Origin of the sequence: Flavobacterium aestuarii (genome assembly GCF_040049115.1) — a bacterium.
Lineage (GTDB): Bacteria > Bacteroidota > Bacteroidia > Flavobacteriales > Flavobacteriaceae > Flavobacterium > Flavobacterium aestuarii.
This window is the reverse complement of the sequence record NZ_JBDLZZ010000012.1, coordinates 39,062-62,819: the sequence shown is the minus strand read 5'-3', so window position 1 is coordinate 62,819 and position 23,758 is coordinate 39,062. Positions and strand designations below refer to the sequence as shown.

The window sequence follows — 23,758 nt, the reverse complement described above, 5'->3', positions numbered from 1 at the left end:
ATTATTTCTTGTATCCAATTTTTGTTCTCGGCTGTTCATTTTCTTTTTTCTCAGCCAGTTCATCGAGATAGGAGAAAACCAATTCGATATTCTTATCATGGTTTTCCAGTTTTTTCTGAATTTGTACAATATCCAATTTCATTTCGGTAGTATTCAGAAGCATCTGTCTTACTTTGGTAAATATCCTCATAATTTGAATATTGGTTTAGCTTCGCTCCGTTCGGCTTTGCCTCGGGTGAATGGCTTTGTCGCTATTGAGAACACTTGATAACATAAGAATTCCATGTTCAGTGAATACCATAGGAGCATATCGTAAACCCATCTTATCAGAATTGGAGGTCACAAATTGTGACCTCCAATTTTCAAACTCTGATTTATTAAGTTCAAACATAAAATCTTCAGAAAATCTGGATATATTTCTTTTTACTGCTTGTTTTAAAACTTTTGTTTCAATCCCATAAAGTAAAGCTAAATCTCTCTCTATCATCACTTTTTGATTGCGGATAAAGTAAATTTTGTTAGAAATCAATTCTTCTGAAAGCAGTATTTCGTTTTCCATAAATTATCTTTTTTAGTTTCTTTAAGGTCGCAGTTTGTGACCTCCAATTTTAAATAAAAAATAAATATATGAATTTATTTACATTATAAAAATGAAGTGAACTGCTTCAATTTTCCACGATTGCTTCTTTCAAGAGTTTTTTTTCTATTAAAAGTAAAAAGTAAATTGGGTTCCAGATAAAGCGAAACAGCTTGATTTATTTTGTCAACCTGTTCTTCATTTAGTTCAGAATCGCTTACATAATCCACTTCAAAAGTGTTTATCTTCATTTGTTTGATGACAAATTCCTTGACATTTCCGTCGTCTTCAATAATGCTTTTGGTTACATAATAAAAAGTCAAACCGGGGGATTTTTTTCCGCTGGGCAAAATGGCAACATCATTGGTTCTGCCGATTAATTGTTTGAGGATTGGTTTCTTTGGAGAGCTTTTTTCATCCAAAATTCCAATATCACCAAGGTCATATCGAATGAAAGGATGCGCTTTATTGAAGAGTGAAGTAATAACAATCCGTCCCGGAGTTCCGTTAGGAACAGGCTGGTTATTGTTGTCCAAAATTTCTACAAACAGTGTTTCCGAATTGACCTGCCATTCGCCTTTAGGATTTTGAAAAGCAATTAAATCCAATTCCGAAGCGCCGTATTCATTGACAATGGGAATTCCAAATTGTTTTTCCAACAGTAGTTTATCTTCATCAAAAAGCATTTCGGAGGTAACCATGCATACTTTCAAAGTCGGGCAGATTTCCTTTAAAACGATATTTTTTTTCTGCAGAAATTTGGCAAACAAAACAATCGATGAGGTATAGCCGTTGATATAATCGAATTTCTTGGTTTTAAAATCTTTCAGAAAACCTTCCAAAACTTCGTCTGATAAATTGAATATCGAAAACCGATACCGATGACTCAAAAAATCCTTGAACCTTTCTTTTTTGTTTCCAATAAAATCCAATGGAATGCCATAAAAACGAGCCTGATAAGACGAATTGAAATCAATTCCGTACCAGCCAAAACGATAAATATTGGAAGCCCAAGTCAATGCATGGCAAAATTTATCTTTGGCAAACACAAAAGGATGTCCGCTGGAACCGGATGTTTTGTTGAGATAGACTGATTTTTCATTGTAACCGAAAGAAAGTCTTTCTGCTAAAGGTTTCTGCAGGTTTGTTTTGTTCAAAATGGGTAAATCATACCAATTTGTAAAAGAATCAGTTTGTGCTAATTCTTTGTAAAAAGCATTATTCTTTAAATGAAAATTGACAATTTCTTTTTTTTTCTGTTCAATAAAATCTTCGAAATTTTTTTCTGGAATGGCAATGATTTTCTGCAGTTCGGCTTTGGCTTCCTTCATCGGGAAACCATTTATTTTTAGTGTTAAGTCAAATAGTTTGAACATGTATTTTTGTTGAATAATTTTATTCCTGAGTAGAAGTTTTAAGATATATCTTATTGAATTATAAAGGATTGTAATTCTGAAGTGTTTATTATTGTCACTTTTGGGAATTCAATTTTTTTCAAGATATTAAAATCAGAATCATGAGTTACAATAAAATCAGCATTTGATGAAATAGCACAATCAACGAATTTATTATCGTCAGGATCTTTTAATAAATTGAATTTGTAGTAATTGGTAATAAATTCAACATTTGGTAAATTTTCTAAAACTCCTAATGCGCTTTCACTTGCTAAACTCCCCATTTGCAACTCAATTATTTCAGCATATTCGGTTAAAATATCAGTTGTCAAACATAAAATGTAATTTCCTTCCAGCAAATTTTTAAAAATCCAATGCAGTTTTGATTTAGTAGATATTGAAACCAGCAAAATATTTGTATCTAAAACTATTTTTTTCAAGAGAACTTATTTTGATTTTCGCATCTTGGTATGCAAAGTTTTATCTAATAATTCATCATTCCAGTTTTGTTCATCCCAAGTTTTATCAGCTTGAATAATAAGACGTTCTGCAAAAAATAAAGCAATAGTCTTCTTAAGAGCGATTAAATCACTTTCTGGCAGTTCATGAGAGAAGACCTTTAAAAGTTCCAATTGAACATTCGTAAAAGGTTGTTTTAAAACAGATTGCATACTTTAAAGATAAAGTTAAGGTACTTTAATAAAACCAAATTATATACTCAAAAGTAATTAAAAAAATTATTATTTCACGGCAAAACAAACTATTTTTGCACCGTCTGTCAAAAGGCAGAAATGCAACTAAATAACATCACCATGAATATTTTATTATTAGGATCAGGAGGAAGAGAACATGCTTTTGCGTGGAAAATGATTCAAAGTCCGCTTTGTGACACCCTTTTTGTAGCACCGGGAAATGCAGGTACTGCTCAGATTGCAAAAAATGTTGATATCAGCGCCACTGATTTCGAAGCTATAAAAGCATTGGTTATCAAAGAAAATATAGAAATGGTAGTTGTTGGGCCGGAAGATCCGTTGGTAAAAGGGATTTATGATTTTTTCCTAAACGATCAGGATTTAAAAAATATTCCGGTAATAGGACCTTCAAAAATTGGCGCAACATTAGAAGGAAGTAAAGAGTTTGCTAAAGAATTTTTGATGAAACATAAAATTCCAACGGCGGCCTATGATAGCTTCACCGCAGAAACTGTCGAAAAAGGATGTAAATTTCTAGAAACATTACAGCCTCCTTATGTATTGAAAGCTGATGGTTTAGCAGCAGGAAAAGGTGTTTTAATCATTCAGGATTTAGCGGAAGCGCAGTCAGAATTAAGGAATATGCTTGTTGGTCAAAAATTTGGCGCAGCAAGTGCCAAAGTAGTAATCGAAGAATTTCTTGACGGAATTGAATTGAGCTGTTTTGTTTTGACAGACGGAAAAAGCTATAAAATTCTGCCAACTGCCAAAGATTACAAACGAATTGGCGAAGGCGATACAGGATTGAATACAGGCGGAATGGGTGCGGTTTCTCCGGTTCCTTATGTGGATGCAGTGTTGATGGAAAAAATTGAAACCCGTATTGTAAAACCAACTATCGAAGGTTTCCAGAAAGATGGAATTGCATATAAAGGATTTGTATTCATTGGACTGATTAATGTTAATAACGAACCGATTGTTATTGAGTACAACGTGAGAATGGGTGATCCAGAAACAGAAGTGGTTGTTCCAAGATTGAAATCAGATTTAGTAGAATTGTTTTTGGCTGTGGCCAATGAAAAACTGAACGAGTTTAATCTTGAGATCGACGAAAGAAGTGCCACTACGGTTATGATGGTTTCTGGCGGTTATCCTGAAGATTTTGAAAAAGGAAAAGTAATTACCGGTCTTGAAAAAGTTACAGATTCTATCGTTTTTCATGCCGGAACAAAATTGGACAATGGAAATGTGGTGACAAATGGAGGTCGAGTAATGGCGATTACTTCATATGGAAATAACTTTCAGGAAGCTCTGAGTAAATCATATAAAAATGTTGAGCAGCTGGATTTTGATAAAAAGTATTTTAGAAAAGATATTGGATTCGATTTAATCTAAAGACAAAAAAAACACGAATTGAACAAAATAATAAAGTTCAATTCGTGTTTTAAATTTTATTTGGATGGATATTTATTCCTCGCCCAAAAAAGAATGAGCTGTTGTATCCTGAAAATCTTCTCCGCTTTCTTTGTGTAATTTTAATTGTTTAGTCCAATAAACGATAGCAACTGCACAGATAATCATAAAGATCCAGTTGATAGTATTGGCACCAAACCAAGTTTTAAGTTCTAATGAACGCAAAAAGTCTAAAGGAGCGAATAGAATGTTTACAAATAAGTATTGTATCCCTTCAAAAAATGATGTCATAATGTATCTCTTTAATTTTTTATTATTTTATTTTTTGGAATTTTGAATGTCAAAAAAGAGAATTCGTTAGAATCTTTTTTAATCTTGCCTGATTCCTTTTTAAACAAGTATTATATTTACAGTCACAAAAGTATAAAATATCCTTATGATAACAAGTGTTTTTAAAAAATCTACACCATTTAATTTTTCTTTGGTTGTTATTTTAATGCTGGTTTTCTTTTTTCTATATCAAATCCAAGATGTAACTTGGACTAATTCTGTTATTCTTATTCTTCAAAAAACCGGTTTATTTCTGATTTTATTTGCAACCGTTTTTCTTGCCAGTTTTATATCCAAAAAGAACGGACTGAGCAGGGACAGTACTTACACGGCTTTTTTTGCTTTTTTATACCTGATTTTTTTTCCTGATTTATTCAATAATCCCAATTTAATTCTGTCCAATTTTTTTGTTCTCTTAGCTATCCGGAGACTTGTTTCTCTGCAGACGCTGAAGGAATCAAAAGAGAAGCTTTTTGATGCTTCATTGTGGATTTTTATTGCGGCTTTATTTCAGTTTTGGAGTATTTTATATATCCTTTTGGTATTTATATCGGTTATATTTCATGTTTCCAGAGATTATAGAAATTGGGTTATTCCATTTATTGCTCTTTTTGCCGTATCGATTTTGTTTATTGCCTGCTCATTAATTTTTGACATTCATAGTATTAAATTTTTGCAGGAAAGCAGCCGAATAGATTTAAGTCTTGATTATTTTACCAATAATTATCAAAATGCCTCTTTTTCTATATATATCACTGTGGCATTGTTTTTTATAATTTCGACATTTTCTACCTTATCAAGCAGACCTTTGGTACTGCTTTCATCTTATAAAAAAGTAATCGCATCATTCTTTATCGGAATTTTAGTTTTTGTTTTATCTGCCAATAAAAGCAATGAAACACTGGTTTTTACTTTCGCACCATTGGCGATTCTGTCAACATCTCATATCGAAATATCGCAGCCTAAACTGAAAGAAGAAATTGTGTTATTTGTACTTTTGGCATGCAGTTTATTTGCATTTTTCTCCCAGTTATAATTTAGTTCCATAAGCAAGATCGCCGGCATCACCCAGTCCGGGAATAATATAGCTTTTATCATTAAGTTTTTCATCGAGTGAAGCGATCCAAAGATGACATGCATCTGGTAAGTTTTGTTTTAGATAAGCAACACCTTCCGGAGCAGCAATAATTACAGCAATATGGATTTCTTTGGGAGTTCCCCGTTCGATTAGTTTATTAAAAACGGCAGCGATAGATTGTCCGGTTGCAAGCATTGGATCTACCAGCAAAATATTTTTTCCGTTAAAGTCGGCAATTGCCTGATAATCTAAATGAATTTCAAAAAAAGCATCATTATTGGGATGATGCCTGTAGGCCGAAATAAATCCATTTTCAGCATTGTCAAAATAGTTTAAAAAACCTTGGTGTAAAGCCAATCCAGCTCTCAGGATAGAACATACAACCAATTGATCTGCAATTTCTGCAGTTTTTTTAATGCCTAGCGGGGTCGTAGTTTCGACATCTTTGTATTGAAAAGACCGACTCATTTCGTAAGCCATAATTTCGCCGATACGCTCAATGTTTCTGCGGAACCGCATACTGTCTTTTTGAATATCGACATTACGGATTTGGCTTAAAAAATGATTCAGCACACTATTTTTCTCCGATAAATAATGAATTTCCATGTATTTGCTGTTAGGAATTTAATTTGTGTCGTTTTTTTATAGTATCAAAAGTATAAAAAGTATCTTTGTCTTTCTAAAATCATAAAGATATGTTTTCAAAATTAGCTTATTCAGTATTTGAGCAAAGTATAAAAGATTATCATGTATTTGATAATGTAGATCAGCCTATAAACAATCCTTTTCCAAAAGATAAATTCGAGCATTTATTGTACCTAAAAAATTGGATTGACACCGTTCAATGGCACTATGAAGACATTATTCGTGATCCAAATATTGATCCGGTAGCCGCTTTGATATTAAAGAGAAAAATTGATGCTTCCAATCAGGAACGTACCGATATGGTAGAATATATTGACAGCTATTTTCTTCAAAAATACAGCCACGTTGTGGTTAAGAATGATGCAAAAATCAACTCCGAAAGTCCTGCTTGGGCTTTTGACCGTTTGTCAATTTTGGCGCTAAAAATTTATCACATGAATGAAGAAGCCACTCGTGCCGAAGCTTCACAAGATCATAGAGATAAATGCCAGGCGAAACTGAATATCCTTTTGGAACAAAGAAGCGACTTGTCAACTGCAATTGAAGAATTATTGACCGATATCGAAAACGGTGATAAATTCATGAAAGTGTACAAACAGATGAAAATGTACAATGACGACGAATTGAACCCTGTTTTGTATCAAAATAAGAAATAGTTTTAGGAGCTAATTCCAGATTTCCATTACAATTCCTCACAAAAAAAGTATAGTTTCCATTGTTCTAAAAAGAGCTTCCGCTGGTCGCTTTTTTAGAACAGGAAACTTTACTTTTTTTGCTCCGGGATTTCCATTTCAATCTGGGCTATAAAATCTAAAATAAACATGATTAATTTGTCAAAAAATATTCAACATATAGCCATCATGAGACTCTCAGCAATGGGTGATGCTGCGATGACTGTTCCTGTTTTGCGCGCTTTTGCAAATCAGTATCCGGGAATAAAAATTACGGTAATTTCGAGGCCTTTTTTCAAACCTTTTTTTGACGGAATTCCAAATCTTTCTTTTTTTGCTTTTGATGATAAACAAAGGCATAAAGGATTCAAAGGATTATTACGTTTATTCCAAGATTTGAAAGCTTTGGAAATTGATGCTTTTGCCGATCTGCATAATGTTCTGCGTTCCAAAGTAGTTCGGACGCTTTTTGCCTTGAGCGGAAAAAAAACAGCTTCAGTTGACAAAGGCCGTGAAGAGAAAAAAGCCCTTACCCGTGTCGAAAACAAAATTTTCAAACCACTCACAACGATGTTTGAAAGACACGCCAAAGTCTTTGAAGAACTTGGATTTCCTGTAGATTTATCGAATCCGGTGTTTCCTAAAAAAGCAATTTTGGACCAAGAAGTGATCGGAATAATTGGAGAAAATAATCAAAAACTGATCGGAATCGCTCCTTTTGCACAATACCATTCCAAAGTATATCCTCAAGATTTAATGCAGGAAGTCATCAATCAGTTAGCAGAAAATAAGGCTCAAAAAATCCTGCTTTTTGGCGGAGGAAAAAAAGAAATCGAGATTTTAAACCAGCTGAGTTCCGGCAAAGAGAATGTTATCAACATGGCTGGAAAAATTAAGTTTTCTCAAGAGTTACAGCTCATCAGCAATCTTGATGTAATGCTTTCTATGGATTCCGGAAATGCACACATTGCGGCTATGCTGGGAGTGAAGGTGATTACGCTTTGGGGTGCAACACATCCGTATGCCGGTTTTTCGCCTTTCAATCAGCCTCTGGAAAATGCTTTGGTTTCGGACAGAAATTTGTTTCCGAAACTACCGACTTCCGTTTACGGGAATAAAATTATTGAAGGTTATGAAGATGCTATGAGGACAATCCCTGTAGAGAGGGTTGTTAATAGCGTTCAGGAGAAAATTTTAGAATAAAATTAGAAAATATCAATAAAGAAATCCCAAATTCCAACTGATTTAAATTGGAATTTGGGATTTTTAATTTGGGATTTTATTACAGATAAATTTTCTCATCCCGACAGCGATTTAAAATATATCTTTTTAAACCTGTAATAACCTCATGATAATCGGGTGCGTCATAACCAAAACGTTCATGTTCCATTTGTTCTTTTTCGACAGCGTTACATCCTTTGATAACTTCTTTGAGCATATCGAGCATTGTCAGTTCTTTGTTATTGCTTTTTGCAAATTTGAATTCAACGATTTCATCCTGCAGTTCTTCACAATACTCCAATAGTTTTGCCACTTCGGGTTCGTCCAAAAGATATTCTTTGCCTTTAAAAAGTTCTCGCGTTGATTTCATAGTCAATGACAATTTCAATTTCAAAAATCAATTTCAATCATTGATATTTGGAATTTTAATGATTGTTTTTTTAATTATACATCATCATAATCTACTTTTATCGTAGCCGTAGTCGGATGTGCCTGACAAGTGAGGATTAAACCTTCAGCAATTTCTTTTTCAGTAAGAATTGAGTTTTTCTTCATTTCGGCAGCGCCTTCTGTTACTCGGGCGAGACAGCTGCTACAGATACCGCCTTGGCAGGAATAAGGAGCGTCTATTCCCTGTTTTAGGGCAGCATCAAGAATGCTCTGCTTCTGAGACATTTCAAAACTTGTTTCTTCATCATCAACCAAAACTGTAATTTTAGAATGACCGCTCAAGGATTGAGTGATAGTCTGTTCTTGAGAAGAAGAAGTGAAAAGCTCAAATTTTATAGCCGATTCTTTTACGTTTTTTTCTTTCAGAATACCCGAAACTGTATTGATCATGTCTTCTGGGCCGCACAAATAAAATTTGTCAAATTCCATTGTAGCATGCTTTGTATTCAATGTATAATTTACAGCTGCTTTATCAATTCGTCCAAACAATGCATTTTCGGCATTAACTCTGCTGTACACATAATCCACAAACAGACGGCCAACATACTGCAGCTGCAGATCATGCAGTTCCTGATGAAAAATAGTTTCTTCGGGAGATTTGTTTCCATATACTAATGTAAAGGAACTTTTCGGCTCACTTTTCAAAACAGATTTTATGATGGATAAAATAGGAGTAATTCCGCTTCCTGCTGCAAAAGCGATATAGCTTTTCTGGCGGTCACTTTCGGGTTCAAAAGTAAATTTTCCTTCAGGTTTTCCTACTTCAAGAACATCGCCGGCTTTTAATTTTGTATTTGCAAATTGTGAAAAAAGACCATCTTTTACTGCTTTAACAGCAATTCGCAATTCACCGCTTTCTGGAGCCGAGCAAATAGAGTAGGCACGGCGGATTTCGGTATTGTCTAATGTCAATCGTAAATTAATGTATTGACCGGCTATGAAAGTATAGTTAGATTTTAATTCTTCGGGTACATTAAAAAGTATCGAAACAGCATCTTTGGTTTCGCGTTTTACTTCTTTTACAATTAATTTTAGAAAATTTGGCATGAGATTGTTTTTTTGCAAAGATAGTAAACGATAACGTTTTCTAAAAATGATTCATTTTGAAATTTATATACATAGTTTAGTTATGTATAAGTTTCTTATGTATATTTGTATTACAAAACTGAAAATGGAAATGAAAAATTCACAATTATATAAGGGCAGCCTGAATACCATAATTATGAAACTGCTCGAAGAGAACGGTAAGATGTACGGTTATGAAATTACCCAGAAAGTAAAAGCAATTACTCAAGGCGAACTCAATATTACCGAAGGTGCTTTGTATCCGGCTTTGCATAAGCTGGAGTCAGAAGGATTGCTCGATGTTGAAATTGAAAAGGTGGATAATAGATTGCGTAAATATTATAAACTCACTGAATCAGGCGAAAAGGAAACCGTAAACAGGCTTTCGGAACTCGAAGATTTTATTCGAAACATGCAGAGTTTGGTGAATCCAAAACTTGAATTCTAATTTTTATGAAAATGAAATTAACAGCAGAGCAAATAGAATATGTTTCAAATTACATTCAGTCATTTGGCATAAAATGGTATGAACTCCAAGTGGAACTGACAGATCATTTTATTTCTATTATGGAAGAAATTTGGCTGGAAGACGAAGAACTTACTTTTCATCAGGTAAAATACAAAGCGGAACAGCGTTTTGGCAGAAACTATTTTGAGGTTTTACAAGAAGAGCGTTCATCTATTTTAAGGAGAAAATATAAAAAACAGCAATGGCAGATGGTTGCCGAATATTTAAAATTTCCTAAAATCATGATGAGTTTTTTGTTAACTGTTTTGATCTATCGAATTTCATTTTATTTTGACGATATTTCATTGTACATCAATGTTTTATTTGGGATTTTGCTTGGAGCTTCTGCAATTTTATTGTTTAAATGGTATCGCTCCCGAAAAATAAAAGGGAAACGTTTTTTATCGGTTGATATGGCTATAGTAATGAATAACAGTTCTATAATTATTGCTCAATTCGCTTTGATGTTTGCCAACAATTTCAAAGAAAACCTTCAAGAAAATCATTTGTATCTGCTTCCTTTTGGTTTTTTATGGGTAATAGGACTATTGCTTATAATTACTGGTAAACATTTAACAGATAAAGTTGTTTCGGTAACAAAAAAGCAATACCAACTTACATAATTTAAGTTATGAAATTATCAGCCCAGCAAATAGATCAATTATTTACTTTCACCCGCCAGCATTATGTAGAATGGTATGATTTGCAATCGGAATTAGTGGATCATCTGGCAAATGCTATTGAACAGGAATGGGAACAAAACCCTAATCGCAGTTTTGAAGAAATCCTGAGTAAAGAATTCCAGAAATTTGGTGTTTTTGGGTTTATGGATGTAGTCGAAGAAAGACAAAAATTTTTGAACAAAAAATACAGCCGGCTCATCTGGAGTTATTATAGGGAATTTTTTGGCTTGCCCAAAATTATATTGACTATCGCTCTGGTTTATGGAATACATACTATAAATCTGCTGATTGCTAGTCCAGATTTTTTTCCAGCAATTGTATTTTCTTTTTCATTGATTGGTTTAATTTATACTTTAAAAAGGCGAAATGATTTTAAAAGGAAAGTAAAGAAGACAAGGTTAAAATGGTTTTTTGAAGATATTATGCTCAACAGAGACAGTATTTTACTTTTTTTATTACCCTCAGCGATTTTTAATTTTTTTAATTTTTTTCAAAATAATTTGGAACCTTCTCAATGGACTTTATTAGTTAGTGAAATTGCTTTTGTTTTGGTGGGACTGCTTGTTTTTATTCAGCTGATGATTGTTCCTAAGAGAGCTGCTGCAGATTTGTCAAAATTATATCCTGAATATAGTTGAAAAAAAGAGTAACATTTTCCTACTATAAAAGACTTATTTATCAAACCAAAATAATAAACCATGATTGCAAAATTTATTTATCTTGAATGGAAGTCTTTTACCAGATCGGCTTCTTTCGCTTCGAGTTTGGCCATGAAAATTTTAATTGGATTTATTGTCCTGTATTTTACATTGGTTTTTCTGGCAATGGGAGTCGGGGCGTTTTATATTCTTAAGGAAATGAAACTAGATCCATTAATGACAGTAAACAAGTTCTTGATCTATTATTTTGTAATTGATTTGATTGTGCGCCTTATGCTTCAAGCGATTCCAGTAATGAACATCCGGCCGCTGTTAACAATGACTTTCAAGAGACCAACTATTGTACATTTTTCTTTGGGAAAAACAGCTTTGTCATTTTTTAATGTAACGCATGCATTTTTCTTTGTTCCTTTTTGTGCTGTTTTGCTATATGAAGGCTATGATCCAATAAGCGTTATTCTTTGGGGAACTGCGTTGTTCTCGTTGGTTTACTGCAATAATTTTTTAAACATTTTATTAAATAATAAAGATAATCTGCTGGGAATTTTTCTTGCTGTTATTGTTGTTCTGGCAGGTTCCCAATATTATAAACTATTTGATATTACGAATTATACACTTCCTTTTTTTGATGCTTTGTTCCAGACCAAATGGCTTTTTATAGTGCCAGTCTTAGTTTTGACGGGATTGTATTATTGGACTTTTAATTATCTGAAAGGAGATTTGTATCTGGATACTGGTTTATCTGTCAAAAATGATATTGCAAAAACCGAAAACCTGACTTGGTTAAATCAATTTGGAACTTTAGGTACATTCCTTAAAAACGACATTAAATTAATTAAAAGAAATAAGCGTTCCAAAACTACAGTAGGAGCAAGTATATTATTTTTGTTTTATGGACTGATATTTTTTAATAATCCTACGCAGCCCGAAGTGATGCATATTTTTGCAGGAATATTTGTTTCGGGAGGATTTTTATTCACCTTTGGGCAGTTTGTACCAAGCTGGGACAGTTCATATTATCAATTGATGATGACGCAGAATATCCCCTATCGCGGTTATCTGAATTCAAAATGGTGGCTGGTTGTTATTGCAACCGTCATTTCGACAATTCTGGCTTCATTCTACTTGTATTTTGGCTGGAAAATATACTTGACTATTGTAGCGGGAGCCATTTATAATATTGGAGTGAATTCACATTTGGTATTGCTGGGTGGCGCTTTCACCAAAACTCCTATTGATCTGTCAATGTCAAAAGGAGCTTTTGGCGACAAAAAATCATTTAATGTAAATACGATGCTGCTTTCGTTGCCAAAATTATTTTTACCGGTACTTTTATACTGGCTAGGGTCTTATTTAATGAGCCCTAAATTTGGCTTGGCTTTAGTAGCACTGGCTGGTGTATTGGGCTTTTTATTTAGAAATACCGTTTTTACAATGATTGAAAAAATTTATAAAAAAGAGAAATACAAAACCATTGAAGCCTATAAACAAAAGGCTTAAAATCTATTCTTTTAATCAAATGAACAGTTAAACTTATAAAAAATGATACAAGTTAATAACCTTACCAAAAAATATAACCAGACTACAGTTTTAAACATAGAGTCATTAGAAATTCCAAAAGGGCAGAGCCTTGGGCTAGTAGGCAATAACGGAGCAGGAAAAACCACTTTTTTCAGTCTGTTATTGGACCTGATTCAGCCATCATCAGGAAGTATTTTGAACAACGGAATCCAGGTGAATACCAGCGAAGACTGGAAACCTTTTACAGCTTCTTTTCTTGATGAGAGTTTTCTGATTGGGTATTTAACTCCAGAGGAATATTTCTATTTTATCGGAGATTTGAGAGGACAGAACAAAGCAGATGTTGATGCACTATTAAAGCAGCACGAAGAATTTTTTAATGGTGAAATTCTTAAGAATAAAAAATACCTGCGTGATTTGTCCAAAGGAAATCAAAAAAAGGTTGGAATCATTGCCACTCTGATAGGAAATCCAGAAGTGATTATTCTGGATGAGCCTTTTGCAAATTTGGATCCAACGACTGTAAACCGATTGAAAAAAATCATCAAAGAATTAGCAGATAATCCAAATATAACTATTCTGGTTTCGAGCCATGATCTGCAGCACACTGTCGAAGTTTGTGACAGGATTGTAGCTTTGAATAAAGGAGAATTGGTCAAAGATATGCTTACATCCAAAGAAACTCTCCAGGAATTAGAACTGTTTTTTGCGGTTTAAATTTATATATTTCAAAAAGAAACGTATTTTTACAAGTCATTATACTAAAATATTTTTTAGAAAGTTTAATGACTTAAACGTTTTCCCTTGACTAGCAATACATCAAAATACATTTTAGCCTTAACTTTTATATCTTTCTTGATAGCCTGTTCTACCAAGAAAGATACTTTTTTGGCTAGAAATTCTCATGCTCTCAGTACAAAACTAAATATATTGTACAATGGTCAGATTGCTCTGGACAAAGGTCTTAAAGAAATAAATGACAACACTGCCGAAAATTTCTGGAAACGGCTGCCAGTCGAGAAAATGCAGATTACAGATGATGTGCCAGCAGAGGGAAAATCCAAAAACGCCAACTTTGAACTGGCCGAGGCCAAAGCTACCAAAGCTATTCAAAAACACTCTATGAATATTGGCGGGCATGAAAAAAATTTCCAGATTGATGAGGCCTATTTATTGCTTGGAAAATCGAGATATTACGATCAAAGATTTATTCCTGCGCTGGATGCTTTCAATTACATTCTATATAAATATCCCAACAGCAGCAATATTTATGATGCAAAGATTTGGCGCGAAAAAACTAATGTCCGTTTAGGAAATGAAGCGGTCGCCATAAAAAATATTTCAAAACTCATTAAAGACAATGAGTATATTAAAAAAGAGATTAAAAAACAGAAGCTAAACAAGCAGGAATTCGCAAATGCAAATGCAATCCTGGCCAGTGCTTTTTTAAATTTAGAAGAAAAAGACAGTGCCGTAGCAAAGCTGAAACTAGCTAATCAATTTACAAGAATTCATGAGGAGAGAGAACGTTATTCTTTTTTGCTAGGTCAGCTGTATGAAGAAGCGGGTCTAAAAGACAGCGCTATTTATTTCTATCAGACGGTTATCGATATGAATAGAAAGGCAGAGAGAAAATTCGTAATCCAGGCCTACGCAAAAAAAGCGCAATTATCAGATTACAAGGATGAGGATTACGACCTGTTTGTCAAAAAATCCAAAAAGATTATGGAAGACAGAGAAAACAGGCCTTATCTGGATGTGATTTATCATAGCATCGGAATTTTTTATGACCATCACAATGAAAAGGACAAGGCACTAGATTTTTATAATGCATCTTTAGAGAAAAAATCGGCAGACGCTTATTTGAACGCCTCAAATTATAGAAATATTGGAAATTTGTATTTTAAGCATACTGAGTATCTCAGCGCAGCTAAGAATTATGATAAATCCTTAGAATTATTAGATCCTAAAACCAGAGAATATCTTCAGATTTCAAAAATCAGAAAAAATCTGGATGAAGCTATTATCAATGAGACAATCGCCAAGCGCAATGACAGTATTATTTATGTTGCAAATTTAAGCGGACCCCAGCAGATAGTATATTATGAAAATCATATTCAAAAATTAAAAAATAGCGATGAGCTAAAAAAATTGCTGGAAGAGAAACAAAAAAAGATAGAAAGCAATATTTTAATAAATGGAGGAACGAGCAGTCCCGATGCAGCTGTTTCAAATCAAAGTATGCAGTCGCTTAGTCCTCCAACTGATACTCCAAATATAAATGCACCTCCAATTGGCAATACATTTTATTTCTACAACCCCAACACGGTGGCTTATGGCAGATTGGAGTTTAGAAAAATATGGGGTAACAGGGCTCAGAATACCTATTGGAGATTTTCATCAGGAACAGCCGGTGGAGCAAATGCGACAGGTACAATAGCTGCTGCAGCAGAAAAGGCGGTTGACAAGCCGGCAGCACCTGCAGAAGTAAATGAAAAATATACAACTGGGTACTACTTGAAACAATTGCCACAATCGAAACAGGCAATTGACAGTATCATCAAAGAAAGAAATGCAGTGTATTATGAACTGGGAGTTATTTATAAAGAAAAATTCAAGGAATATAATCTGGCATCCAATAGATTAGAACAATTATTATCTTATCAGCCTGAGGAAAAATTAATCCTTCCGGCAAAATATAATTTATTCAAAATTTACGAAATTACAAATCCTGTAAAAGCTGAAGCATTAAAACAAGAAATCATAGACCAATACCCTAATTCTCGATATGCGAAGATTATAACAAATACAAATGATGGGAATGGAGCTGTGACTGGCACTCCAGAAGGAGAATATGATAATTTATACCGATTATTCAAGCAAGAATCTTTTGCATACGTGCTGCAGCAGGTAGATGGGTTAATCAGCAATTTTACTGGTGAAGCTATTGTTCCAAAATTTGAATTATTAAAAGCAAACACTATCGGTAAGCTCTACGGATTAACAGCTTATAAAAAAGCAATAGAATATGTCGCAGATAATTATTCTAATACCAAAGAAGGAAAAGAAGCGGCCGAAATTCTTAAAACCGAAATTCCGCTTTTGGAACAGATGAAATTCAGCAGTACAGATTCCAGAAATTGGAAAGTTGTTTTTAAAATTGACAGATATGACACTAAAGCAGAAGCTGCTATTGAAAGCAGAGTGGCTCTATTTTTTGCAAATGAAAATGTAGAAAAACTGAAATACAGCTGTGATCCTTATTCAGAAAAAGAAAGTTTTGTTTCAATAAATGGTATACGTTCAGAATCGTATGCCCAATTTGTTGCAGCTCTTTTTGCAGAAAATGCAAAATATAAAATCAGCCAGCCAGGTATTATCATTTCTGGTGAAAATTATAAAATAGTTCAGATCAAGAAAAATTTCGAAGAATATCTTGCATTAAAAAAACAATAATTATGTTTGATAAAAAGCCAAAATCATATACAGAACTTTTAGGTAAGACTAATAGGATTGTCGAAGGTACCACCATACATGGCGATATCATTTCACCAGCTGATTTCAGATTGGATGGTGAACTCATAGGCAACTTTACATCCAGCGGAAAATTAGTAATTGGGCCATCTGGAAGTGTCAAAGGAGATATCATTTGCAATACTCTTGATATAGAGGGTAAATTTGAAGGTAAAATTAAGGTAGAAGATCTTTTGAATATAAGGGAATCAGCTGTAATAATTGGAGAAGTGGAGATAGGCAAACTATCAGTAGAACCAGGTGCTGTCTTTAATGCAACCTGTGTAATGCTGTCAAAAACTAAACCCGCGTCAGGTGCCGAATAATGATCCCAATAAAAAGAACAACTACAATAAATGGTTGGCGCTGATTAATATTCCCATACAAATGGGGGTAATAATTTTTTTATTTTCCTATTTAGGAGACTGGCTGGACCAAAACCACCCGAGCCCAAAAGTATATTATGTAAAAGTAATGGTATTGGCTGGTGTTTTTTTGGCACTTTATAACGTAATAAGGCAGGTAAACGAAATCAATAAAAATCAATAAAACAGAATGAGCTTTAAAAAGTTGTCACCCTATTTAACTTTGCTGAGTATTGCAGTCCTTTTGCTCCTGATTCACAAAACAGTTTTTTATGCCTTTAAGATCAATCAAGAACATTTTCATTATTCACTAGAAACGCTTTATTTGTTTTTTTTCCTCTTTTCAGCCATTATTTTAAAAATTTTGTTAACAGTAAAAGAAAAAAGTTTTGATAATGTTGGAATGTCTTTTTTGGTGGCGACCAGCATAAAAATGGTTTTTTGTTATCTGATTTTAAGACCCTTATTGCAATTGCCAAATGACAGTGACCCCTCAGAAAGAATAAATTTTTTTATACTCTTTATTGTCTTTTTAACAATTGAGACACTTTTTACCATACGGTTAGTGAACGAAAAGCAATAATCGATATCCCAAGTTGATCAAATTCTTAAAAAAATACTTTTTTATGCTTTTGAGTATTAATAAAAAATGTACCTTTGCGCCAAATTTTAGAATCGTTAAAAAATAAGATATTTAAGAGATATGGTGATTTCCAACAAAGCACTTAGATTTATTATAGCGACTTTCGTTATATGTCTTCCTTTTATTAGTTTTGCAAACCCTGAACCAGCTGTTGCACATGTTCAAAATGTTGAGTCTCATGAAGGAGCAAAATCAGCTCACGAAGAACCAGCGGATGTAAAATCTGAAATCAAAGAGTTTATTAATCACCACCTTTTAGACGCACACGATTTTAATATAAGTGCAAATAAAGAAACAGGAGAACATTATGGTTTTTCATTGCCAATTATTCTTTGGGACAATGGCTTACAAGTGTTTTCATCATCTGAATTTCACCACGGACCAGCAGAAGATGTAGCAGAGCATAACGGAAATTTCTACAAATTACACCACGAAAAAATTTATAAGACAGATGCTAAAGGTACTTTAACCGAAGAGCATGGTCATCCAACAAATGTAAGACCTTTAGATTTATCAATTACGAAAAGTGTAATTGGAATTCTATTTGTAGCATTATTGATGTTTTTATTGTTTACTGGTTTGGCAAAATCGTATGCTAAAAATGGTGGAATTGCCTCTGGAGCCGGACGTTTCTTTGAGCCTTTAGTAATTTATGTTAGAGACGAAATTGCTATTCCAAACATTGGTGAAAAGCACTATAAAAAATACATGAGTTATTTACTGACTATATTTTTCTTTATTTTCTTCTTGAATATTTTAGGATTGACTCCACTAGGATTCAATGTAACAGGTAATATTGCTATTACAGCTTCATTAGCCTTATTAACTTATTTGATTACTACTTTTACAGCTAATAAAAATTATTGGGGACACATTTTCTGGATGCCAGGTGTACCAACTCCAATGAAATTTATTCTTGCACCAATCGAATTGCTTGGAACAATTATCAAACCATTTTCATTAATGATTCGTTTGTATGCTAACATTTTGGCAGGACACGTAGTATTGATGAGTATTATTGGATTGATGTTTATTTTCAAAAGCTGGATTGGAAGCTCTTTATCATTTGGATTGGCATTTGCACTTTCTATTCTAGAGATATTAGTAGCATTTTTACAAGCATATATTTTTACAATGTTATCAGCGCTTTATTTTGGAGCAGGTAACGAAGAGCATCATCACGAAGAAGCTCACCATTAATTAGTAATTAGCCATTTGCCAAAAGGCAATAGTTTTTTACTTATGGCTAATGGCTTTTGCCTAATGCCTTTTAAAAAGAATGTTTAATTTTTAATATATATATTATGCAAATTCCAACTATTGTAGGAGCAGGATTAATTGTAATCGGAGCAGGTTTAGGTATTGGTAGAATCGGTGGTTCAGCAATGGACGCTATCGCTCGTCAGCCAGAAGCTTCTGGAAAAATCCAAACAGCTATGCTTATTGCAGCTGCACTTATTGAAGGTATTGGTTTCGCTGCGTTATTCGCTGCTTAATTAAACTTAAAGACAATAGTTGCAACGGTTGGTTGCAACTATTGTTTTAAATTAAAACATTAAAATTAAATAGTAGATATAAAATGGATAAGTTAATAAATGATTTCTCGTTTGGTTTATTTATCTGGCAAGTATTAATATTTGTTGGATTAATTCTTTTATTGAAAAAATTTGCTTGGAAACCAATTCTTGATTCAGTAAACGATAGAGAAGAAGGAATTAAAAACGCATTGCTTTCTGCAGAAAATGCTAGAAAAGAAATGCAGAATTTACAAGCAGACAACCAGCGTATTTTGCAAGAAGCTAGATTAGAGCGTGACAACATGCTTAAAGAAGCTCGTGAAATGAAAGAAAAAATGGTTGATGATGCAAAAACTGAAGCTCAGGCTCAAGGCCAGAAAATGATCGAGCAGGCTAAAGCTGCAATTGAAAGCGAGAAAAATGCAGCTATGGCTGAATTGAAATTACACGTTTCTACACTATCCCTTAGCATTGCTGAAAAATTATTAAAAGAGGAACTATCTAATAAAGAAGCTCAGACTAAATTGGTTGAGAAATTGTTAGGTGATGTAAAATTGAACTAATCATGGCAAGTACTAGAGCAGCAATTCGTTATGCAACAGCAATTTTAGATTTATCCAATTCAAAAGGAGTATCTGAGGTCGTGAATAATGATATGAAATCTATTGCTTCTACAATTAAAGGGAATGAGGAATTGAATACTTTTATTCAAAACCCAACCATTAAAGTGGAAGTGAAAGAGAGAGCACTTTTAGAAGTTTTTGCTACTGCTGATAATGTAACCAAAGGTTTGCTTCATTTGTTATTCGAAAACAAAAGATTCGAAATCCTGGACGTTATTGCTTCAGAGTATAGTAAATTATTTGATATTCAGAATAATGTTGAAGTTGCAAAGGTTACTACGGCCATTGCAATGGACACAGTTCTTGAAGCTAAAGTTTTAGCTAAAATAGCAACACTTTCTAACAAGAAAATCACAATTGAAAATATTGTAGATCCTTCTATTTTGGGCGGATTTATATTAAGAATAGGCGATCAGCAGTATAATGCTTCTGTTGCCAACAGATTACAAATTTTAAAGAGAGAGTTAAGTAATTAGTTTTATTACACATAAAGTGTCTAAATTATAAATTAAGATGGCGGAAATCAAACCAGCTGAAATTTCAGCGATATTAAGAAAGCAAGTAGAAGGTTTTGAGTCTGGTGCTACACTAGAAGAAGTGGGTACAGTGCTTCAAGTTGGAGATGGTATTGCTCTTATTTATGGGCTTTCAAATGTTCAATATGGAGAGTTAGTTGAATTCGAAAACGGTTTAGAAGCAATCGTTTTGAATCTTGAAGATGATAATGTTGGGGTGGTACTTTTAGGACCTTCAACAGGTATAAAAGAGGGATCAACTGCAAAAAGAACACAACGTATTGCTTCTCTTAAAACAGGAGAAGGAATGGTAGGTCGTGTAGTAAACACTCTTGGTCAGCCAATTGATGGCAAGGGACCAATTGGCGGGGAATTATTCGAAATGCCTTTGGAAAGAAAAGCTCCTGGAGTTATCTTCCGTCAGCCGGTAACAGAACCATTGCAAACAGGTGTAAAAGCAGTTGATGCTATGATCCCGGTTGGCCGTGGACAGCGTGAGCTTGTTATTGGTGACCGTCAGACAGGTAAATCTACTGTTTGTATTGATACCATCTTAAATCAAAAAGAATTTTACGATGCAGGCAAGCCTGTATTTTGTATATACGTAGCAATTGGTCAAAAAGCTTCTACTGTTGCAGGAATTGCAAAAACATTAGAAGAAAAAGGAGCAATGGCTTATACAGTGATCGTAGCAGCAAATGCTTCTGATCCTGCTCCAATGCAAGTTTATGCTCCTTTCGCAGGTGCAGCAATTGGAGAATATTTCAGAGATTCTGGCCGTCCAGCTTTGATTGTTTATGATGATTTATCTAAACAGGCTGTTGCTTACCGTGAGGTATCTCTTTTGTTAAGAAGACCACCAGGACGTGAAGCTTATCCTGGAGACGTTTTCTACTTACACTCCCGTTTATTAGAGCGTGCTTGTAAAGTAATTGCTGATGACAGTATTGCTAAAAACATGAATGATTTGCCAGATTCTTTAAAAGGAATTGTTAAAGGAGGAGGATCATTAACTGCATTGCCAATTATCGAAACTCAAGCGGGTGACGTATCTGCATATATCCCAACTAACGTAATTTCAATTACAGACGGACAGATTTTCTTGGATGGAGATTTGTTTAACTCTGGAGTTCGTCCAGCGATTAACGTTGGTATTTCTGTATCTCGTGTTGGAGGTAATGCTCAGATTAAATCAATGAAAAAAGTATCAGGTACTTTAAAATTAGACCAAGCGCAATTCCGTGAATTGGAAGCGTTTGCTAAATTTGGTTCTGATCTTGATGCAGTTACTTTGAACGTAATTGAAAAAGGAAAAAGAAACGTTGAAATCTTGAAACAAGGTTTGAATGATCCTTTTACAGTTGAAGACCAAGTTGCAATTATCTATGCTGGATCTAAAAACTTATTGAGAAATGTTCCTGTGAATAAAGTAAAAGAATTTGAGAAAGATTTCTTGGAATTCTTGAACAACAAGCACAGAGCCACTCTTGATGCTTTGAAAGCAGGAAAATTAACAGATGAAATTACAGATGTAATTGAAACTGTTGCAAAAGAAATTTCAGCAAAATATAACTAATTTTTGTTGATGGTTGCTGGTTGATTGTTTTTAGTAATATCTAAAAAGAGCTATCAACCAGCAACTAACAACCAACAACTATAATAATAATGGCAAATTTAAAGGAAATCCGTAATAGAATTACTTCCATTTCATCTACGATGCAGATTACGTCGGCAATGAAAATGGTTTCTGCAGCAAAGCTAAAGAAAGCACAAGATGCAATCACCGCAATGCGCCCTTATGCCGAAAAATTAACGGAATTATTACAGAATCTTTCTGCTTCACTTGATGGTGATGTTGGAGGTGAATTTACAACACAGCGTGAAGTAAAAAAAGTTTTAATTGTTGCTATAACTTCTAACAGAGGTTTATGTGGTGCTTTTAATACGAATGTAATTAAAGAAGCGAAAAACCGTTCAGAATATTATGCTGGTAAGCAAGTAGATATTTTTGCTATTGGTAAAAAAGGAAACGATATTTTATCCAAAACATCAACGGTAATTGATAATCAAAGCTCAATTTTTGATCATTTGACTTTTGATAATGTTGCAGTTATTGCAAAAGCGATAACAGAAAAATTTCTTTCGGGAGATTATGATAAAATTGAATTAGTATATAATCAATTTAAAAATGCTGCAACTCAAATAGTTCAAGTTGAGCAGTTTTTGCCACTGGCGCCTATTCAATCTGATAAAGCTGTATCTGGTGGGGATTATATTTTTGAACCTGCTAAGGAAGAAATTGTGATGACATTGATACCAAAGGCATTAAAAACACAATTATACAAAGCTGTTCGTGATTCATTCGCATCTGAACATGGAGCACGTATGACAGCAATGCATAAAGCAACTGATAATGCTACCGAATTGAGAGATCAATTGAAGTTGACTTACAATAAAGCGCGTCAGGCAGCTATTACAAACGAAATCTTAGAGATTGTTGGTGGAGCCGAGGCTTTGAAAGGATAATTTCTGAAATATATAAAAAAGAAAAAAGAGCCTGAATGGCTCTTTTTTTATGCTTTGTTTTTTATGGGAACAATAGCTTTATAATCCCTTGCTCTGTTATAAATGATAACTTTAGCTTTCCCCGTGCTTTTTTTAAGAGGTTATTTTAGCTTTTCCTCTGGCTTTGTTTTTTTTATATGGGAACAAATAGCTTTATAAGCCCCTAAGCTCTTTTATTAAGAGGTAATTAGCTTTTCCCCTGTGCTTTGTTTTTTTTATATGGGAACAAATAGCTTTATAAGTCCCTAAGCTTTTTTTTAAAGGGATATTAGCTTTCCCTGTGCTTTGTTTTTTTTACATGGGAACAAATAGCTTTATAGTCCCTAAGCTTTTTTTAAAGGGTGTATTAGCTTTCCCTATGCTTTGTTTTTTTTATATGGGAACAAATAGCTTTATAGTCCCTAAGCTTTTTTTAAAGGGTTTTTAGCTTTCCCTGTGCTTTGTTTTTTTAAGGGGACAATTAGCTTTATCAACCCCTGAATTTTTTTGCAACCCGCTAGATTTAAATATCTTTGCTGATTTTATAAGACAAATTACTGTCTTTATTTTGGTTTCTGCAATACCCACTTTTAGTGATTTTTCAGTAAAATTTCTTTGTTTTCGGAATCGTTACTTTTTGACTATTTTTACCATCATTTTTAAAACTGGTTAATTGAAAATTATCGAACTTACAACTGTTCCTAGCATGCTGGCACATATCAGCGTGATGCAGCACTTGTATCCCAATCTTACATTAGAAAAATACGAATCCTATTTGCAGAAGATGGTTCCTCATAATTATAAGCAGGTGGCCGTTTTTGATGGTGAAGTTTGTGTGGGACTATCTGGTTTTTGGACAGCAGTCAAACTTTGGACGGGGAAGTATATAGAAATTGATAATTTTATTGTTCATTCTGATTACAGATCCAAAGGAATAGGAAAGATGATGACCGATTATATTGATATTAAAGCCAAAGCCGAAGGCTGTAATGCTATTGTTTTGGATGCTTTCACAGGTAATTTTACTGCCCATCGTTTTTATTACAATCAAGGATTTGAGCCAAGAGGTTTTCATTTTGTAAAAATGTTAAACGAAGAGGGATTGACTTAAGAACAGCTGTTTTATCATTT

The 23,758-nt window shown here is 33.8% G+C and carries 29 protein-coding genes; 20 read left to right on the top strand and 9 right to left on the bottom strand.

Translation table 11 applies throughout. The features are described 5' to 3' along the window. Nucleotide 1: 1 nt before the first annotated feature. From ABEG11_RS13235 to ABEG11_RS13215, 5 genes are all read right to left on the bottom strand, one after another. Nucleotides 2-190 (bottom strand): hypothetical protein, encoded by a 189-nt coding sequence (locus ABEG11_RS13235; RefSeq protein ID WP_348824642.1) that lies wholly within the window; start codon nucleotides 188-190, stop codon nucleotides 2-4. Nucleotides 191-205: 15 nt separating this feature from the next. Next, on the bottom strand, nucleotides 206-559 hold the full coding sequence (locus tag ABEG11_RS13230; protein ID WP_348824641.1) for an ORF6N domain-containing protein: 354 nt from the start codon (nucleotides 557-559) through the stop codon (nucleotides 206-208). Nucleotides 560-642: 83 nt separating this feature from the next. After that, a complete protein-coding gene (locus ABEG11_RS13225; RefSeq protein WP_348824640.1) occupies nucleotides 643-1,953 on the bottom strand; it encodes a phenylacetate--CoA ligase family protein in 1,311 nt (436 codons plus the stop codon). Between the two features lie 50 nt (nucleotides 1,954-2,003). Beyond that, on the bottom strand, nucleotides 2,004-2,411 hold the full coding sequence (locus tag ABEG11_RS13220; protein ID WP_348824639.1) for a putative toxin-antitoxin system toxin component, PIN family: 408 nt from the start codon (nucleotides 2,409-2,411) through the stop codon (nucleotides 2,004-2,006). A 6-nt stretch (nucleotides 2,412-2,417) separates the two neighbouring features. Continuing rightward, the gene (locus tag ABEG11_RS13215; protein WP_348824638.1) at nucleotides 2,418-2,642 is read right to left on the bottom strand and encodes a DUF8507 family protein; all 225 of its coding nucleotides are present in this window, start codon (nucleotides 2,640-2,642) and stop codon (nucleotides 2,418-2,420) included. Nucleotides 2,643-2,783: 141 nt separating this feature from the next. On the opposite strand from ABEG11_RS13215, the gene purD reads away from it, so the two are divergent. After that, complete coding sequence (gene purD / locus ABEG11_RS13210) at nucleotides 2,784-4,058, top strand: phosphoribosylamine--glycine ligase (protein WP_348824637.1); 1,275 nt, start codon at nucleotides 2,784-2,786, stop codon at nucleotides 4,056-4,058. A 72-nt stretch (nucleotides 4,059-4,130) separates the two neighbouring features. Here the strand turns inward: purD and ABEG11_RS13205 are convergent, their stop codons facing one another. Then, nucleotides 4,131-4,367, bottom strand: a complete 237-nt coding sequence (locus ABEG11_RS13205; protein WP_348824636.1) for a DUF6341 family protein — start codon at nucleotides 4,365-4,367, stop codon at nucleotides 4,131-4,133. A 145-nt stretch (nucleotides 4,368-4,512) separates the two neighbouring features. On the opposite strand from ABEG11_RS13205, the gene ABEG11_RS13200 reads away from it, so the two are divergent. Then, nucleotides 4,513-5,442, top strand: a complete 930-nt coding sequence (locus ABEG11_RS13200) for a DUF6427 family protein (RefSeq protein WP_348824635.1) — start codon at nucleotides 4,513-4,515, stop codon at nucleotides 5,440-5,442. Here ABEG11_RS13200 and upp read toward each other — a convergent pair. Next, the gene (gene upp / locus ABEG11_RS13195; protein WP_348824634.1) at nucleotides 5,437-6,090 is read right to left on the bottom strand and encodes a uracil phosphoribosyltransferase; all 654 of its coding nucleotides are present in this window, start codon (nucleotides 6,088-6,090) and stop codon (nucleotides 5,437-5,439) included. The two genes, ABEG11_RS13200 and upp, sit on opposite strands and share 6 nt — an antisense overlap. An 89-nt stretch (nucleotides 6,091-6,179) precedes the next feature. Between upp and ABEG11_RS13190 the strand changes: the two genes are divergently transcribed. Then, on the top strand, nucleotides 6,180-6,785 hold the full coding sequence (locus ABEG11_RS13190; RefSeq protein ID WP_348824633.1) for a DUF4254 domain-containing protein: 606 nt from the start codon (nucleotides 6,180-6,182) through the stop codon (nucleotides 6,783-6,785). A gap of 204 nt (nucleotides 6,786-6,989) precedes the next feature. Next, nucleotides 6,990-8,003, top strand: coding sequence for a glycosyltransferase family 9 protein (locus ABEG11_RS13185; RefSeq protein WP_348824632.1), 1,014 nt, complete (start codon nucleotides 6,990-6,992; stop codon nucleotides 8,001-8,003). A 79-nt stretch (nucleotides 8,004-8,082) separates the two neighbouring features. Here the strand turns inward: ABEG11_RS13185 and ABEG11_RS13180 are convergent, their stop codons facing one another. Both ABEG11_RS13180 and ABEG11_RS13175 read right to left on the bottom strand, forming a co-directional pair. Beyond that, complete coding sequence (locus tag ABEG11_RS13180) at nucleotides 8,083-8,391, bottom strand: hypothetical protein (RefSeq protein ID WP_348824631.1); 309 nt, start codon at nucleotides 8,389-8,391, stop codon at nucleotides 8,083-8,085. Between the two features lie 74 nt (nucleotides 8,392-8,465). Continuing rightward, nucleotides 8,466-9,518, bottom strand: a complete 1,053-nt coding sequence (locus tag ABEG11_RS13175) for a 2Fe-2S iron-sulfur cluster-binding protein (RefSeq protein ID WP_348824630.1) — start codon at nucleotides 9,516-9,518, stop codon at nucleotides 8,466-8,468. Between the two features lie 130 nt (nucleotides 9,519-9,648). Between ABEG11_RS13175 and ABEG11_RS13170 the strand changes: the two genes are divergently transcribed. From ABEG11_RS13170 to ABEG11_RS13095, 16 genes are all read left to right on the top strand, one after another. Further along, nucleotides 9,649-9,984 carry a PadR family transcriptional regulator gene (locus ABEG11_RS13170; protein WP_194642516.1) on the top strand — a complete coding sequence of 112 codons (336 nt, stop codon included), beginning with the start codon at nucleotides 9,649-9,651 and terminating at the stop codon, nucleotides 9,982-9,984. An 11-nt stretch (nucleotides 9,985-9,995) separates the two neighbouring features. Further along, nucleotides 9,996-10,667, top strand: a complete 672-nt coding sequence (locus tag ABEG11_RS13165) for a hypothetical protein (protein ID WP_348824629.1) — start codon at nucleotides 9,996-9,998, stop codon at nucleotides 10,665-10,667. A gap of 8 nt (nucleotides 10,668-10,675) precedes the next feature. Beyond that, nucleotides 10,676-11,365 carry a hypothetical protein gene (locus ABEG11_RS13160; RefSeq protein ID WP_348824628.1) on the top strand — a complete coding sequence of 230 codons (690 nt, stop codon included), beginning with the start codon at nucleotides 10,676-10,678 and terminating at the stop codon, nucleotides 11,363-11,365. 60 nt (nucleotides 11,366-11,425) lie between these two features. Further along, nucleotides 11,426-12,886, top strand: coding sequence for a DUF5687 family protein (locus ABEG11_RS13155; RefSeq protein WP_348824627.1), 1,461 nt, complete (start codon nucleotides 11,426-11,428; stop codon nucleotides 12,884-12,886). 42 nt (nucleotides 12,887-12,928) lie between these two features. Then, on the top strand, nucleotides 12,929-13,624 hold the full coding sequence (locus ABEG11_RS13150; protein ID WP_348824626.1) for an ABC transporter ATP-binding protein: 696 nt from the start codon (nucleotides 12,929-12,931) through the stop codon (nucleotides 13,622-13,624). Nucleotides 13,625-13,711: 87 nt separating this feature from the next. Next, nucleotides 13,712-16,363: a type IX secretion system periplasmic lipoprotein PorW/SprE gene (gene porW / locus ABEG11_RS13145; RefSeq protein ID WP_348824625.1), complete on the top strand. Its 2,652-nt coding sequence runs from the start codon at nucleotides 13,712-13,714 to the stop codon at nucleotides 16,361-16,363. A gap of 2 nt (nucleotides 16,364-16,365) precedes the next feature. Beyond that, nucleotides 16,366-16,746: a bactofilin family protein gene (locus ABEG11_RS13140; RefSeq protein WP_348824624.1), complete on the top strand. Its 381-nt coding sequence runs from the start codon at nucleotides 16,366-16,368 to the stop codon at nucleotides 16,744-16,746. Next, nucleotides 16,736-16,969: an AtpZ/AtpI family protein gene (locus tag ABEG11_RS13135; protein WP_348824623.1), complete on the top strand. Its 234-nt coding sequence runs from the start codon at nucleotides 16,736-16,738 to the stop codon at nucleotides 16,967-16,969. Before ABEG11_RS13140 ends, ABEG11_RS13135 begins: the two co-directional genes overlap by 11 nt. A 6-nt stretch (nucleotides 16,970-16,975) precedes the next feature. Then, nucleotides 16,976-17,368 (top strand): DUF6168 family protein, encoded by a 393-nt coding sequence (locus ABEG11_RS13130; RefSeq protein WP_348824622.1) that lies wholly within the window; start codon nucleotides 16,976-16,978, stop codon nucleotides 17,366-17,368. A 120-nt stretch (nucleotides 17,369-17,488) separates the two neighbouring features. Beyond that, nucleotides 17,489-18,628, top strand: coding sequence for a F0F1 ATP synthase subunit A (gene atpB / locus ABEG11_RS13125; protein ID WP_348824621.1), 1,140 nt, complete (start codon nucleotides 17,489-17,491; stop codon nucleotides 18,626-18,628). Nucleotides 18,629-18,732: 104 nt separating this feature from the next. Beyond that, nucleotides 18,733-18,924 (top strand): ATP synthase F0 subunit C, encoded by a 192-nt coding sequence (gene atpE / locus ABEG11_RS13120; protein WP_077374818.1) that lies wholly within the window; start codon nucleotides 18,733-18,735, stop codon nucleotides 18,922-18,924. Nucleotides 18,925-19,007: 83 nt separating this feature from the next. After that, nucleotides 19,008-19,508, top strand: a complete 501-nt coding sequence (locus ABEG11_RS13115; RefSeq protein WP_348824620.1) for a F0F1 ATP synthase subunit B — start codon at nucleotides 19,008-19,010, stop codon at nucleotides 19,506-19,508. Nucleotides 19,509-19,510: 2 nt separating this feature from the next. Next, complete coding sequence (gene atpH / locus ABEG11_RS13110; RefSeq protein ID WP_348824619.1) at nucleotides 19,511-20,044, top strand: ATP synthase F1 subunit delta; 534 nt, start codon at nucleotides 19,511-19,513, stop codon at nucleotides 20,042-20,044. 37 nt (nucleotides 20,045-20,081) lie between these two features. Continuing rightward, nucleotides 20,082-21,659: a F0F1 ATP synthase subunit alpha gene (gene atpA / locus ABEG11_RS13105; protein ID WP_348824618.1), complete on the top strand. Its 1,578-nt coding sequence runs from the start codon at nucleotides 20,082-20,084 to the stop codon at nucleotides 21,657-21,659. Nucleotides 21,660-21,748: 89 nt separating this feature from the next. After that, nucleotides 21,749-22,609, top strand: coding sequence for an ATP synthase F1 subunit gamma (gene atpG, locus ABEG11_RS13100; RefSeq protein WP_348824617.1), 861 nt, complete (start codon nucleotides 21,749-21,751; stop codon nucleotides 22,607-22,609). Between the two features lie 724 nt (nucleotides 22,610-23,333). Then, nucleotides 23,334-23,738 (top strand): GNAT family N-acetyltransferase, encoded by a 405-nt coding sequence (locus ABEG11_RS13095; protein ID WP_348824702.1) that lies wholly within the window; start codon nucleotides 23,334-23,336, stop codon nucleotides 23,736-23,738. The last annotated feature ends 20 nt before the right edge of the window (nucleotides 23,739-23,758 follow it).

Bases quoted from the DNA above. Each gene is read 5' to 3' on its own strand.
- ABEG11_RS13155 (WP_348824627.1), top strand. From the start codon at position 11,426: ATGATTGCAAAATTTATTTATCTTGAATGGAAGTCTTTTACCAGATCG.
- ABEG11_RS13130 (WP_348824622.1), top strand. From the start codon at position 16,976: ATGAGCTTTAAAAAGTTGTCACCCTATTTAACTTTGCTGAGTATTGCA.
- ABEG11_RS13230 (WP_348824641.1), bottom strand. From the start codon at position 559: ATGGAAAACGAAATACTGCTTTCAGAAGAATTGATTTCTAACAAAATT.
- ABEG11_RS13235 (WP_348824642.1), bottom strand. From the start codon at position 190: ATGAGGATATTTACCAAAGTAAGACAGATGCTTCTGAATACTACCGAA.
- ABEG11_RS13140 (WP_348824624.1), top strand. From the start codon at position 16,366: ATGTTTGATAAAAAGCCAAAATCATATACAGAACTTTTAGGTAAGACT.
- ABEG11_RS13170 (WP_194642516.1), top strand. From the start codon at position 9,649: ATGAAAAATTCACAATTATATAAGGGCAGCCTGAATACCATAATTATG.
- ABEG11_RS13165 (WP_348824629.1), top strand. From the start codon at position 9,996: ATGAAATTAACAGCAGAGCAAATAGAATATGTTTCAAATTACATTCAG.
- ABEG11_RS13160 (WP_348824628.1), top strand. From the start codon at position 10,676: ATGAAATTATCAGCCCAGCAAATAGATCAATTATTTACTTTCACCCGC.
- ABEG11_RS13175 (WP_348824630.1), bottom strand. From the start codon at position 9,518: ATGCCAAATTTTCTAAAATTAATTGTAAAAGAAGTAAAACGCGAAACC.
- ABEG11_RS13190 (WP_348824633.1), top strand. From the start codon at position 6,180: ATGTTTTCAAAATTAGCTTATTCAGTATTTGAGCAAAGTATAAAAGAT.
- atpG (WP_348824617.1), top strand. From the start codon at position 21,749: ATGGCAAATTTAAAGGAAATCCGTAATAGAATTACTTCCATTTCATCT.
- ABEG11_RS13215 (WP_348824638.1), bottom strand. From the start codon at position 2,642: ATGCAATCTGTTTTAAAACAACCTTTTACGAATGTTCAATTGGAACTT.
- ABEG11_RS13180 (WP_348824631.1), bottom strand. From the start codon at position 8,391: ATGAAATCAACGCGAGAACTTTTTAAAGGCAAAGAATATCTTTTGGAC.
- ABEG11_RS13150 (WP_348824626.1), top strand. From the start codon at position 12,929: ATGATACAAGTTAATAACCTTACCAAAAAATATAACCAGACTACAGTT.
- atpE (WP_077374818.1), top strand. From the start codon at position 18,733: ATGCAAATTCCAACTATTGTAGGAGCAGGATTAATTGTAATCGGAGCA.
- ABEG11_RS13095 (WP_348824702.1), top strand. From the start codon at position 23,334: ATGCTGGCACATATCAGCGTGATGCAGCACTTGTATCCCAATCTTACA.
- atpA (WP_348824618.1), top strand. From the start codon at position 20,082: ATGGCGGAAATCAAACCAGCTGAAATTTCAGCGATATTAAGAAAGCAA.
- ABEG11_RS13200 (WP_348824635.1), top strand. From the start codon at position 4,513: ATGATAACAAGTGTTTTTAAAAAATCTACACCATTTAATTTTTCTTTG.
- ABEG11_RS13115 (WP_348824620.1), top strand. From the start codon at position 19,008: ATGGATAAGTTAATAAATGATTTCTCGTTTGGTTTATTTATCTGGCAA.
- ABEG11_RS13205 (WP_348824636.1), bottom strand. From the start codon at position 4,367: ATGACATCATTTTTTGAAGGGATACAATACTTATTTGTAAACATTCTA.
- ABEG11_RS13225 (WP_348824640.1), bottom strand. From the start codon at position 1,953: ATGTTCAAACTATTTGACTTAACACTAAAAATAAATGGTTTCCCGATG.
- ABEG11_RS13185 (WP_348824632.1), top strand. From the start codon at position 6,990: ATGAGACTCTCAGCAATGGGTGATGCTGCGATGACTGTTCCTGTTTTG.
- purD (WP_348824637.1), top strand. From the start codon at position 2,784: ATGAATATTTTATTATTAGGATCAGGAGGAAGAGAACATGCTTTTGCG.
- atpB (WP_348824621.1), top strand. From the start codon at position 17,489: ATGGTGATTTCCAACAAAGCACTTAGATTTATTATAGCGACTTTCGTT.
- atpH (WP_348824619.1), top strand. From the start codon at position 19,511: ATGGCAAGTACTAGAGCAGCAATTCGTTATGCAACAGCAATTTTAGAT.
- upp (WP_348824634.1), bottom strand. From the start codon at position 6,090: ATGGAAATTCATTATTTATCGGAGAAAAATAGTGTGCTGAATCATTTT.